Origin of the sequence: Aliinostoc sp. HNIBRCY26 (assembly GCF_050235535.1) — a bacterium.
Lineage (GTDB): Bacteria > Cyanobacteriota > Cyanobacteriia > Cyanobacteriales > Nostocaceae > Trichormus.
Map to the genome: position 1 here is coordinate 1233583 of NZ_CP189852.1, position 12382 is coordinate 1245964.

Here is a 12382-nt window from a genome sequence, read left to right on the forward strand (position 1 = left end):
ATATGGTAGAGAGGAGGAAGCAGACTGTTCAGGTATCGCCCTCATCACCAACGGTAGACACCACAACCAATCACCAGGAAATTCATTGGCTAGAGTTTTCTTCCACCTTGGCCAGTGTTTCTGGGTTAATAGCAGGAGTGGATGAAGTAGGTAGGGGCTGTTTGTTTGGCCCTGTAGTCGCAGCAGCAGTCATCTTACCTACCCCTGCTTTACCGGAACTGATAGCGGCTGGGGTTAGAGATAGCAAAAAACTATCCAGTGTTCGCAGATGTCAGCTAGCGCAGCAAATTTGTACGCTAGCGACAGATTGGAAAATTGGTTATGCTTCCACTGCGGAAATTGACCAGATCAATATTTTGCAGGCGACGCTATTGGCGATGAAGCGGGCTGTACAAAAACTTCAGGTACAGCCTGCAATTTGCTTGATAGATGGCAATCAGTTGGTCAAAGATTTAGCGATACCACAACAAACTATCATCAAAGGGGATGAGCGATCGCTCTCTATTGCGGCTGCTAGTATTGTGGCTAAAGTTTGGCGTGATGATTTAATCATGCGTTTAGCTGCCAAATATCCCATGTATGATTTAGCAAATAACAAGGGTTATGGCAGTAAGAAACATTTATTAGCACTGCAAAATTATGGCTCTTCCCCGCTACACCGTAAGTCTTTCAGTCCTTGTCAAGATAGGGGTGTAGGGGTTTAGGGGTGTACTTCGACTGGGCTCAGTAACTGGGTGTAGGGGAAAGAATCATAGATGATTCCGCCCCTACTACGCCCTTTATTCTGGATTGAGGAAGGGTAAGTTAGGATCATCGCGTCTCACACTCTGGTTATGAGTTTGAGACACTACCCATTGACGATAGTCTACTAACAGTTGATGCGTTAATCGCTGCTTAACTGTTAATAAGACACTCTTGAGCAAACCATTACCTGTGGTTTCTAGAATGGGTTTTGGTGTAAAAGAAAACGGTGGGGGTAATTCCACTTGCACTTCTAAATCAGCTTGACCCCGCAGACGTGTGTCTTCACCCTGTATGAATGGAGACAAATACCCTCTCAGATTTAAGGAAAAACGCTGATTAATATACTCAAAACCCAGAATTTCACAGCCTAGCGATCGCAAGTAAATTGTGCCATTTGATTCTGCCCAGATTCTCATATCTACAGTAGGTTGAATACTCAAGGACATAAAACTCAAAGGCCGCATTTTTAACCGAAATACTTCCTCAGAAAGCTGCTGAATGCGTCTTTGATCAACCAAAGCATGAACGAGACGTTGCGGCTGACGCAAGTAGTGCTGAATAGGAATAGTTTGCTGTTCCACAGCAATTTCTACCGATTGGGAGGCAGTAAACCTGGTAGCCATGAGTTAAAAACAGTAATTGTTTAATAATTTTATTATTGATTAATTTACGAATTTATTGTTTTTCATTCGTAAAAGATTATTGAGAAAATCTCATTGCTCAGACAAAATATATTTGCTTATATAGGAATCCGCTTTGATTCCTGAAATCATTTGCGTAGGAAGGGAACAGGGAACGGGTAAGAAGGAACAAAAGTGTACGGAGTTTTTTTCAGAAATCAAATATGAGTCCTATAGCTAACCTTAGATATGTCAATGCTTGATGAGACTTTTGGCGATTAAAACAGTAAAATCATAACTTAAATATTGCAGGATATCTCACAATAATCTCTATTATTCTCAGCAAATTAAAAATCATAGTTATATTTACAACCAATTATTGTTATCAATACGGATAGCTATCACCCCACTTTTACAACTTGGAAGTCCTGGATGAAGACTCACGCTCACCTATTATTGTTAATGCTATGGGTAGTTATCGGCACTAGTTTACGCTTTTTTCATCTGGATTCCTTGCCACCTTGGACTGATGAGTGTGCCACGATGGTGTTTAGCTTGGGGAATAGTTTTCGGACAGTACCACTCAATCAACTAATCAGTGCAGATATTTTGTTACAGCCACTCCAAGCCTCATCGGTAACTGATATCAGCACAGTCATGCAAAATTTATTACAAGATAGTACCCATCCTCCTTTCTATTTTGTCTTGGCTCATGTGTGGATGAAGTTGTTTTCGCCTGTGGGGGAAGTTGCATCTGTCTTCACAGCGCGATCGCTCAGTGCTTTACTGGGGGTAATATCAATTCCGTCCATGTTTTGCTTTGGCTATGTGACGTTTCGCTCTCAATTAGTTGGTCAGTTAGCAGCTGCAATGATGGCAGTTTCCCCTTACACAATCTTTTTAGCTAGAGAAGCCCGTCATTACAGTTTAGTGATGTTGCTGGTGATAGCTTCTTTATGTTGTCTCGTCACGGCTATGGAGAAAATCCGTCGTCAGCAATTTTTACCTATATGGCTATTGTTGACTTGGATAGTGATTAATTGTCTTGGGGTAGCCACTCATTATTTTTTCATGTTGACCCTGGGTGCAGAAGGTGTAGTTGTACTCAGACAAGTTTTACTACTGAAAAATCAGCAGATCAATTGGTGGCGGTTGGGGATAGTTGCTTTGGGGACTGCTATCGGCTGTCTAGTTTGGATACCTAACCTGCAAAATATTCCTGGGAGTGATTTAACTAGTTGGGTAGCCGCTAGTAGCCCCCATAGTAGATGGTTAGAACCGTTGGCACGCTTACTGCTATGGCTGATGAGTATGCTGTTGTTGTTACCATCGGCACTCACAACTTTACCCCTAACGGTGGTAATTATTTCTGGTGTGGTGACTTTGGTGTTTTTACTATGGAGTCTGCCACAAATAATTCATGGACTGAAAAGTTACCAGAGTGATGTTGAGACAAATCTGACTCTGCAAATTTTAATTGATTATGTCTTAGCTGCGATCGCTGTAACTTTGCTATTGACTTATGGCTTAGGGAAGGATTTGACTTTGGCGGCTCGTTTCCAGTTTTTTTATGCACCAGCAGTCATTTTACTTTTGGGTGTTGCTTTAGCAGGCTGTTGGCATCAAGTGGCGAAATTAGGATTATTCACACATGGTAAAGTTGCAGTCAGCGTGATTTTAGTGATGGCAACTCTAGGGGGTGTGATAGTTACGGGGAATTGGGGTTACTTGCAAAACCAACGTCCTGATGTGCTGGCAGCAATCATTGAAAAAGCTTCCGGAAGCAATGTGGTAATTGCTACAACACACATCCATCATGGTCAAACTGGCAGGATGATGGGTTTAGCATGGGAATTGCAAAATCAACCCAAGCAGAATCTACAGTTTTTCCTAGCTGCTCAAGACACAAATACTCATACTTATACTCAAAGTCAACAAATTTTGGTACAAAAACTCACTCAACTTCCCCGACCTCTAGATTTGTGGTTAGTGGAGTATCGCCACCCAGTTGATTTAGTATCCCAAAACTGCACTTTGGATAAACAATATGGCAGCTTTGCTGGTGAATATAGTTATAAACTTTATCGTTGTCTAGCTTCAGAAACTTCTAGTTAAAAATAGACTGATTTTGCTTATGATACAGTTTATTGCCCTATCGAAGATGAATATTTTAAGTCTGTAATCAAAACGCCAACATCATGATCTAATACCAATTCTCCAAAATTAAGCACCAGATGCAAAGCCTGAAACCCAGGTGTTATCTCAACACGGTTCAGTTAAGGTGGTGAGAGTTAATTTCTCAATTTTTGCTCTGCCTATTAGACAATGAGCAAGATTTGGGGGATTCTCCCCCAAGCCCCCGATTGGGGGACGGTTGCGTCCCCCAAACCCCCTCCAAAATCATTTTTTCGTTTTTTGTTGAGTGATCATTTGCTGGCTTGGTTGAAATTTATTTTTCTTATCTGAACCGTATTGGGTGTTATCTGACTTTCTTAATTGCGTTAGCGTAGCGGGACGTTAGTCCATTGCGAATTGGTATAAATGGCGTTGGGGTAATTAAAAGTTGGAATTTGGAATTGGGAGTGAAGCAACGTGACTATCTCAATTGCCCATTTAGGGCCACCTGGAACTTACGCAGAACAAGCAACTCTTTTTTATGTTAAATGGCTAACAGAGAATACAGGCATCGAAGCAGTTTTACATCCCTATCCTAGTATTGCTCAATCACTCAAAGCCGTTGCCCAAGGTCAAACCCAACTGGCTGTTGTACCTGTAGAAAATTCTATTGAAGGTAGTGTCACTATGACAATGGATACCTTATGGCAATTAGATAGTCTCAGGATTCAGTCAGCCTTGGTGATGCCGATCGCCCATACGTTAATTTCTTGCGCTTCTGGTTTAGATGAGATTCAAACTGTCTATTCTCATCCCCAGGCCTTGGCACAGTGTCAAAACTGGCTAGGAGAGTTTTTGCCTCATGTGAGTTTAATTCCGACTAACTCTACTACCGAAGCATTACAGGCATTAGAAAAAAATATGCAAGCTGCCGCGATCGCTTCTACAAGAGCCGCACAACTTTACAATTTACCGATATTAGCCCACCAAATTAACGATTATCCTGAAAACTGTACTAGGTTTTGGGTGATCAGTCAGGGAGACACGGAGATCACAGAGCAACTGCGCTTACATACTCCAACTCATACGTCTGTAGCTTTTAGTGTCCCTGCTAATGTGCCTGGAGCATTGGTGAAAACTCTACTTGTATTTGCTCTACAAGGAATTAACCTCAGTCGGATCGAATCTCGACCGACAAAGCGATCGCTAGGCGAGTATTTATTTTTTATTGACTTAGAAGCTGCTGTCAACACACCGCAAATGCAATCTGCTTTGGCTGAACTAACTACCTATACAGAAGTTCTCAAAATATTTGGTAGTTATAATGTTTTACCCATTAGCACGCCAGAGTCTTGACAATTAACTCTCAATTTATCAGTTTTGACTAAAGGTGTCTTTGAGTACAGAACGAGCCGCTAAGTGATTACGAGTAGTCATCAAAATTTCAGCTTCTCTTTCTAGGCGAGCAGCTGTATCTTGCATTTCTAGTAAAGACTGCTGTTCTGCGGCGACACCATAGAGATTACTCGCCACCCAATAAGACAATTCCGTTGGTAGATCGGGTAATTCTTCTGGAAGTTCAATATTTTGTTCTGTGATCTTTGCTGATAGCCTGACCACATCACGGAGTAGTTGTTCGACTTCTGTGGCTAAAGGATATAAATCTTTACTGGGTGACTGGTCTTCTATCCATTCTACCAAGCCTACACGATAGGGTTTTTCTCGCACATACTCTAAAACGCGAAATCTTTGCTGTCCCAGGGTGAGCATTTTCATACGGTCATCTGGTAGACGCTGGTAGTGAATAATTTCCGCACAGCACCCGACGTTAGCAATTTGGCCTGTCACTGGGTCAACCATCAGGACACCAAACCTGCGATCGCTCTCCAAAATCGTGTTCATCATGATTCGGTAGCGAAACTCAAAAATATGCAGTGGTAAAGGTCTAGTGGGAAAAAGAACTACTTCGGGTAACGGGAACAGAGGTAGTTCACGAACTGCTATTCTGGAAGAAGATGTCATTGTTACCTAAGTATAAATTTGATGCTAAAAATTGATGATTCTCTGCTTTCCCCGTAATATCAATTTTGGATTTTAGATTTTAGATTTAGTGCCTTTTTTCTTGGGCTAGGTCAACGGTTTCAAGCAAGACTACTTATCTCAACCTGGCGTAATGTGTCTACATTCTATCATCTGTTTTAGAGCTAATAAAAAAGCCCTGAAATAAATTTCTCCAGGGCTAAGTTAATATTCATACATTCGTCAATAATTCATAGTCCAGGAATTCTTCACTATTGACTGTTGACTACTGACTCTGGACTAATTACAGTTTTACTTCAATGTCTACACCAGATGGCAAATCTAGTTTCATCAGAGCATCAATAGTTTTAGAAGAGGGTTGGTAGATATCGATAATGCGACGATGGGTGCGAGTTTCAAAATGTTCTCGTGAGTCTTTGTCTACGTGAGGAGAACGCAGTACGCAGTAGATTTTCCGTTTTGTCGGTAAGGGGATAGGGCCGATAGCTGTAGCGTTAGTCCGATTAGCTGTGTCTACAATCTTCTCGCAAGATGTATCCAATAATCGGCGGTCAAAAGCCTTTAGGCGAATTCTAATCTTTTGCTGCTGTAGAGTTGCCATCTTTAGTTTTCCAGGTTCTGATTTTAAGTGTGAAATTGAGGATAATACTTTGGTAATTGAGTAATTAGAACTATCTCATTACCAGTTTTTAATTCCCAAGATTTAATATCTAATTCCTTTATCAAGGTTCAGATAAAAGAGCAGAGAGGATTTTCCCATCTCTGCTCTTATTTATTTGGGTAACAAGGTACTATTTGAGGATTTTGGAGACGACACCAGCACCGATGGTGCGGCCACCTTCACGAATCGCAAAGCGCATACCTTGTTCGATCGCGATGGGGTTGATCAATTCTACGGTCATTTTGATGCGATCGCCGGGCATTACCATTTCAGCTGCACTACCATCATCAGAGGTGAATGCAGTGATTGTGCCGGTTACATCGGTTGTCCGTACGTAGAATTGGGGACGGTAGCCAGAAAAGAAGGGTGTTTTACGACCACCTTCTTTCTCGGTTAGTACGTATACTTCACCTTCAAATTGGGTGTGAGGAGTGATAGAACCGGGTTTGGCAATTACCATACCGCGTTCAATATCAGTCTTTTGGATACCACGCAGGAGTACACCAGCGTTATCACCAGCCATACCTTCGTCCAAGCTCTTCTTGAACATTTCAATACCGGTAACGGTGGTGTTGCGGGTGTCTCTGATACCCACTAACTCCACGACATCGCCGACCTTGACTTTACCACGTTCAATCCGGCCAGTTGCTACTGTACCACGACCTGTGATTGAGAATACGTCTTCTACCGCCATCAAGAAGGGCTTGTCAATGTCACGCTCTGGGTCGGGGATGTAGGAATCTACAGCATCCATCAGAGCATAAATTTTATCTACCCAAGGATTCTCACCACGGACGGTTTTGTTACTCTTGGTCATGACTTCTAGCGCTTGCAGACCGGAACCTCTAATGATGGGAATCTCATCACCATCAAAGCCATACTCTGTTAGTAGTTCTCTCAATTCGAGTTCTACTAGTTCCATCAATTCTTCGTCTTCCATCATATCTTCTTTGTTTAAGAAGACGACTAGCTTAGGAACACCCACCTGACGCGCTAACAGAATGTGTTCACGGGTTTGGGGCATAGGGCCATCGGTCGCAGCTACTACAAGAATAGCTCCGTCCATTTGTGCTGCACCAGTGATCATGTTTTTCACATAGTCAGCGTGGCCGGGACAGTCTACGTGAGCATAGTGACGGTTTTCAGTCTCATACTCAACGTGAGCAGTATTGATAGTGATACCCCGTGCTTTTTCTTCGGGTGCGTTGTCGATTTGGTCGTAAGCTTTAGCTTCAGCTTTACCCAAAGCAGCCAAGGTCATGGTGATAGCTGCTGTTAAGGTAGTTTTACCGTGGTCAACGTGGCCAACAGTACCGATGTTAACGTGGGGTTTGTTTCTTTCAAACTTTGCGCGTGCCATGTATGCTCGTTTCCTTTTCTAATTATGCGTTCCCTTTGCTTTTTGCTATGATTGCCTCGGCCACGTTGCGAGGCACTTCTTCGTAATGGCTAAACTCCATAGAGAAGATACCCCGACCTTGGGTTTTTGACCGGATATCGGTAGCATAGCCAAACATTTCTGCCAAGGGGACTTTTGCTGTCACTTTGGCCAGACCTTGTTCAGATCCCATCCCTTCAATTTGACCACGACGAGAATTGAGGTCGCCCATTACATCACCAAGGAAGTTTTCGGGAACTTCTACCTCAACTTTCATCATAGGCTCTAAGAGTACAGGTGAAGCTTTGGATACTGCCTCTTTCATCGCCATTGAACCAGCGATTTTGAAAGCCATTTCTGAAGAGTCTACGTCATGGTAAGAACCATCTACTAAAGTAGCTTTCACATCGATGAGTGGATATCCAGCTAATACACCAGATTCACAACATTCCTTCATTCCCTGTTCTGCGGGGTTAATGTACTCTTTGGGTACAACACCACCGACAATTTTGGAAACAAATTCAAAGCCAGTTCCAGGTTCGCCGGGTTCTAAGTCAATCACAACGTGACCGTATTGACCTTTACCACCACTTTGACGGATGAATTTACCTTCAATTCTGTTGACGGCTTTGCGAATGGTTTCACGGTAAGCTACTTGCGGCGCACCTACGTTAGCTTCCACTTTAAATTCGCGTAACATCCGGTCTACGAGAATTTCTAGGTGTAATTCTCCCATCCCCGCAATTACGGTTTGGTTAGTTTCTGGATCAACACTGACACGGAAGGTAGGGTCTTCTTCTGAGAGTGATTGCAGTGCTTTGGACAATTTGTCCATGTCGTTTTTCGTTTTGGGTTCGACCGCAACTGAAATTACAGGCTCAGGAATAAACAAGGATTCTAAAATGACTGGTGCGCTTTCATCACAAAGGGTGTCACCTGTCAAGGTGTCTTTTAAACCTAGTGCTGCACCTAAATCACCTGCTCGCAGTTCTTCTACATCAAGTCTTTCATCTGCTTTCAAAACCACGAGGCGAGAAATTCGTTCTTTCTTATTCTTGGTAGCGTTGAGGACGTAACTACCTTTTTTCAGTATGCCAGAATATACACGAACGAAGGTGAGGCGACCGTAGGGATCAGCCATAATCTTGAAGGCTAGAGCCGCTAGGGGTTCGTTGTCATCAGCACGACGCTCAACTGTGTCGCCACTACCGACTGTACCTTGAATTGGGGGTACATCGATGGGTGCAGGTAGATAGTCTACTACTGCATCCAGCATCAACTGCACACCTTTATTCTTAAAGGCTGAACCACAAAGTACGGGTACGATTGTGCCGGCAATTGTACCTTTACGCAGTGCATTTTTGATTTCTGCTTCTGTGAGTGCTTCGCCCTCGAAGTACTTGTTCATTAAGTCGTCATCGACTTCTGCAACTGCTTCTACCAGCTTGGTGTAGTGTTCTTCAACCAGGTCTTGCAATTCTGCGGGGATATCGGTTTCCTGGATATCTGTACCTTGGTCGTTGGTGTAAATATATGCACACTTGCGTACCAAGTCTACAATGCCTTGAAATTCGCTTTCGCTACCAATTGGTAGTTGAATTGCAATGGCATTGGCACGTAGGCGATCGCGCATTTGCTCATGAACTCTGTAAAAGTTCGCACCTGTGCGATCCATTTTGTTGATAAAGGCAATCCGAGGCACTTTGTAACGGTCTGCTTGCCGCCAAACTGTCTCTGATTGAGGCTGTACACCACCAACGGAACAGAATACCGCAATTACACCATCCAACACCCGCATAGAACGTTCAACTTCGATGGTGAAGTCTACGTGACCAGGAGTATCGATAATGTTAATTTGATGATCTTTCCAACTGGTACTAATTGCCGCCGCAGTAATGGTAATACCGCGCTCCCGTTCCTGATCCATCCAGTCAGTAACGGCAGTTCCTTCGTGTACTTCGCCAATTTTATGAATTATCCCAGAGTAAAATAATATTCTCTCTGTTGTAGTTGTTTTGCCCGCATCTATGTGCGCCGCAATACCGATATTGCGTACTTTCTCTAGCGGGTTGGTACGTGCCACAGTAGCCTCCTATGGTTTTTGCCTCATGATATCTTGTATATTACTCTTTGTTAAGATTCTATACTTTTAAAGAAAACCGACTTTTGTTTGGTAATTCTGCGATATACCGCTTTTAAATGCACGATATACCGCTTTTGTACTTAGTAACGATAATGTGCAAATGCTTTGTTTGCTTCCGCCATCCGGTGTGTTTCTTCCCGTTTACGGATTGCATTCCCGCTTTCATTGGCTGCATCAAGTAATTCGTTAGCCAGTCTGCTGGCCATTGTGCGTCCTGGTCGAGACCGAGAAAACTGTACTAACCAACGCAGTGCGAGGGTAGTACCGCGATCTGTACGCACTTCCATTGGTACTTGATAGGTAGCTCCACCAACACGGCGAGCTTTTACTTCTACTAGAGGGGTAGCATTTCGCACTGCTCTTTCAAATACTTCCAGCGCATTTGTGCCTGTGCGTTCCTCTATAGTCTTCATTGCATCATACACGATGCGTGCCGCCAGTGATTTTTTGCCATGACGCATTACCCGTCGGATGATCATACTCACAAGCCGACTGTTGTATACAGAGTCAGGCGGAACTGGACGCCTTTGAATAACACCACGACGAGACATACTATACCCTTAATTCGGATTTTGGCAACGAAATTATATGCTATCAGACAGATGTTTGTCTGAAGCAATGGTTAGCTACAGACTTGTCTTCTGCAAAGGGTTGCTTTACGGCTGCAATCACCCTAATTTTACAGACTTGTTTCCTCAAAAACTGGGACAACAAAGCGACAACGTCTTTTTAAAGTTGAATGTCATTATGCAAACGTTGCTGTCGCTTACAACGGTTGAAATTTTTGCTACACTTGCTCGCTGAGTGTAGATTGGTGGGAGAAGCTGGAATAATTTCTGGAAACTGGTTTCAGAATTAGCGACCAATGAGTTGGTTATGCAATCTGGACGCTGTAAATTCCAGGGACTAATCGCAATAGATTACGATTAATCACCTGCTTTATTTTTTCGCTTCTTTAGGACGCTTGGTTCCATATTTGGAACGGCCTTGTTTGCGGTCTTTAACTCCGGCTGTATCCAAAGTACCGCGAATGATGTGGTATCTCACACCAGGTAGATCCTTTACCCGACCACCACGGATCATCACAACTGAGTGTTCTTGTAAGTTGTGACCAATTCCAGGAATGTAAGCTGTGACTTCAAACCCAGAGGTTAGTCTGACCCGTGCTACTTTACGTAGAGCGGAGTTGGGTTTTTTAGGTGTAGTCGTGTAGACTCTGGTACAAACGCCCCGACGCTGTGGGCATTGTTTAAGAGCAGGGGACTTGGTTTTCTGACGCGCTTTTTCGCGTTCACTACGTATTAGTTGCTGTATGGTTGGCATGAGTTACAGCGCGTGAAGCTGCTTGCTAGTCTAAGTTTTAACAAATCCTGATTATAGCTTTTTTTATGAATTCATGTCAAACTTTCATATTATTTTTAATTTTTGGATATGAATTAGGGGATTGGGGGCTGGGGATTGGGGATTGGGGACTGGGAAATAAAAAATTTAGGGGAGTAATCTTTTGCTTTTTGCTTATTTATTAAGCTCGCATTCCCTGTCAAAAATCAAGTTGCAAAAGAGTTACCACAGCCACAAGTGACAACAGATAGGGGATTATGGAAGCGGAAACCACCACCCATGAGATCCTCGGAGTAATCTATGGTTAAACCATTAACGTAGTTGCAGCTATCAGCATCTATGACTACTTGCAGGTTTTCAATTTGGAAAACGCGATCGCCAACTCTGGTTTGATCATCAAAAGACAAATCATAGAACCAACCAGAACAGCCACCTGATTTAACCGCTAACCGAAAAAGTGTATTGGGCTGCTGTTTTGCCTGTAAGCGAGTGATTTCACTAGCAGCAGATGGGCTTAAATGAATCATGAAACTGGTCAAGGCAACTCAAGATATTATATCTAAGTATCGCAGATGACTGAGCTACCATAATCATTAGTGGGAAAAGAAAGGACTTTGAGGAAGCAGGGGGGTATAGGGGTGTAAGGGTGTAAGGGTGTAGGGGTTTAGTGGTTTAGGGGACAATATAGAAATTTTTTTCAGTCATTTTTGAATTTTTAATTGATGAGTCCCCACCGAAAATTTAGCAGGGACTTAACTTAAAGATTGCCAGGTTGAATTAAGACGGTTTGCGAAATGATGTTAACTTAAAACCATAATAGTTTTATCTGTAAATTAATTCGCAGTACGGGCATAATCATCTTGGTAGCGAATAATATCGTCTTCACCTAAGTATTCGCCATTTTGGACTTCAATCAAAATTAGGGGAATGACTCCAGGATTCTCTAGACGGTGGGCTGTACATTGAGGTACATAGGTTGACTGGTTATTACTGAGTAATATTTCTTGTTCTCCACAAGTTACTCTAGCTGTGCCAGAAACGACAATCCAGTGTTCACTGCGGTGATGGTGCATTTGCAGGCTGAGGCGGTGTCCTGGCTTGACTTCAATACGCTTAATTTTATAGCCGCGTCCTTCTTCTAAAACTGTGAAAGAACCCCAAGGGCGTAATTCAGTAGCAGCAACACTGCGGCTAGCGATCGCACTTGGCAAGGTGAGAGTGTTAGTCTTAGTATTTTCTTGATGTTGAGCCATAGTTACCTCATTTGAAGACATAATACAAACCGTCGTTACTCTTATCCATTGATGGAAAATTGAGGGGCAATCTTACAACCGTAGAAA

General features: G+C 42.9%; 12 protein-coding genes. 3 read left to right on the forward strand and 9 right to left on the reverse strand.

The features are described 5' to 3' along the window. Positions 1-2 precede the first annotated feature (2 nt). Entirely contained in the window at positions 3-704 is a 702-nt protein-coding gene (locus tag ACQFX9_RS05215; RefSeq protein ID WP_427161014.1) for a ribonuclease HII, read from the forward strand. A gap of 75 nt (positions 705-779) precedes the next feature. On the opposite strand, the gene ACQFX9_RS05220 is transcribed toward ACQFX9_RS05215, so the two are convergent. After that, a complete protein-coding gene (locus ACQFX9_RS05220; protein WP_427161015.1) occupies positions 780-1367 on the reverse strand; it encodes a DUF1997 domain-containing protein in 588 nt (195 codons plus the stop codon). A gap of 429 nt (positions 1368-1796) precedes the next feature. On the opposite strand from ACQFX9_RS05220, the gene ACQFX9_RS05225 reads away from it, so the two are divergent. Both ACQFX9_RS05225 and pheA read left to right on the forward strand, forming a co-directional pair. Beyond that, positions 1797-3479, forward strand: coding sequence for a glycosyltransferase family 39 protein (locus tag ACQFX9_RS05225; protein WP_427161016.1), 1683 nt, complete (start codon positions 1797-1799; stop codon positions 3477-3479). A gap of 477 nt (positions 3480-3956) precedes the next feature. Continuing rightward, positions 3957-4835 (forward strand): prephenate dehydratase, encoded by an 879-nt coding sequence (gene pheA, locus ACQFX9_RS05230; protein ID WP_427161017.1) that lies wholly within the window; start codon positions 3957-3959, stop codon positions 4833-4835. Between the two features lie 18 nt (positions 4836-4853). Here the strand turns inward: pheA and ACQFX9_RS05235 are convergent, their stop codons facing one another. The 8 genes from ACQFX9_RS05235 to ACQFX9_RS05270 all read right to left on the reverse strand — a co-directional run bounded on the left by ACQFX9_RS05235 (position 4854) and on the right by ACQFX9_RS05270 (position 12295). Continuing rightward, a complete protein-coding gene (locus ACQFX9_RS05235; protein WP_427161018.1) occupies positions 4854-5501 on the reverse strand; it encodes an LON peptidase substrate-binding domain-containing protein in 648 nt (215 codons plus the stop codon). A gap of 301 nt (positions 5502-5802) precedes the next feature. Then, entirely contained in the window at positions 5803-6120 is a 318-nt protein-coding gene (rpsJ, locus tag ACQFX9_RS05240; protein ID WP_015113498.1) for a 30S ribosomal protein S10, read from the reverse strand. A 190-nt stretch (positions 6121-6310) separates the two neighbouring features. Continuing rightward, positions 6311-7540 (reverse strand): elongation factor Tu, encoded by a 1230-nt coding sequence (tuf, locus tag ACQFX9_RS05245; RefSeq protein ID WP_427161020.1) that lies wholly within the window; start codon positions 7538-7540, stop codon positions 6311-6313. Positions 7541-7562: 22 nt separating this feature from the next. Next, entirely contained in the window at positions 7563-9641 is a 2079-nt protein-coding gene (gene fusA / locus ACQFX9_RS05250) for an elongation factor G (protein WP_427161021.1), read from the reverse strand. A 140-nt stretch (positions 9642-9781) separates the two neighbouring features. Next, positions 9782-10252 carry a 30S ribosomal protein S7 gene (gene rpsG / locus ACQFX9_RS05255; RefSeq protein ID WP_103139238.1) on the reverse strand — a complete coding sequence of 157 codons (471 nt, stop codon included), beginning with the start codon at positions 10250-10252 and terminating at the stop codon, positions 9782-9784. A 388-nt stretch (positions 10253-10640) separates the two neighbouring features. Then, positions 10641-11024, reverse strand: coding sequence for a 30S ribosomal protein S12 (gene rpsL, locus ACQFX9_RS05260; protein ID WP_015140400.1), 384 nt, complete (start codon positions 11022-11024; stop codon positions 10641-10643). A gap of 224 nt (positions 11025-11248) precedes the next feature. After that, positions 11249-11569 carry a HesB/IscA family protein gene (locus ACQFX9_RS05265; RefSeq protein ID WP_427161022.1) on the reverse strand — a complete coding sequence of 107 codons (321 nt, stop codon included), beginning with the start codon at positions 11567-11569 and terminating at the stop codon, positions 11249-11251. A 306-nt stretch (positions 11570-11875) separates the two neighbouring features. Further along, positions 11876-12295, reverse strand: a complete 420-nt coding sequence (locus ACQFX9_RS05270; RefSeq protein WP_236140795.1) for a cupin domain-containing protein — start codon at positions 12293-12295, stop codon at positions 11876-11878. Positions 12296-12382: the final 87 nt, after the last annotated feature.

Bases quoted from the DNA above. Each gene is read 5' to 3' on its own strand.
- ACQFX9_RS05215 (WP_427161014.1), top strand. From the start codon at position 3: ATGGTAGAGAGGAGGAAGCAGACTGTTCAGGTATCGCCCTCATCACCA.
- ACQFX9_RS05220 (WP_427161015.1), bottom strand. From the start codon at position 1,367: ATGGCTACCAGGTTTACTGCCTCCCAATCGGTAGAAATTGCTGTGGAA.
- ACQFX9_RS05225 (WP_427161016.1), top strand. From the start codon at position 1,797: ATGAAGACTCACGCTCACCTATTATTGTTAATGCTATGGGTAGTTATC.
- ACQFX9_RS05235 (WP_427161018.1), bottom strand. From the start codon at position 5,501: ATGACATCTTCTTCCAGAATAGCAGTTCGTGAACTACCTCTGTTCCCG.
- rpsJ (WP_015113498.1), bottom strand. From the start codon at position 6,120: ATGGCAACTCTACAGCAGCAAAAGATTAGAATTCGCCTAAAGGCTTTT.
- tuf (WP_427161020.1), bottom strand. From the start codon at position 7,540: ATGGCACGCGCAAAGTTTGAAAGAAACAAACCCCACGTTAACATCGGT.
- rpsG (WP_103139238.1), bottom strand. From the start codon at position 10,252: ATGTCTCGTCGTGGTGTTATTCAAAGGCGTCCAGTTCCGCCTGACTCT.
- rpsL (WP_015140400.1), bottom strand. From the start codon at position 11,024: ATGCCAACCATACAGCAACTAATACGTAGTGAACGCGAAAAAGCGCGT.
- ACQFX9_RS05265 (WP_427161022.1), bottom strand. From the start codon at position 11,569: ATGATTCATTTAAGCCCATCTGCTGCTAGTGAAATCACTCGCTTACAG.
- ACQFX9_RS05270 (WP_236140795.1), bottom strand. From the start codon at position 12,295: ATGGCTCAACATCAAGAAAATACTAAGACTAACACTCTCACCTTGCCA.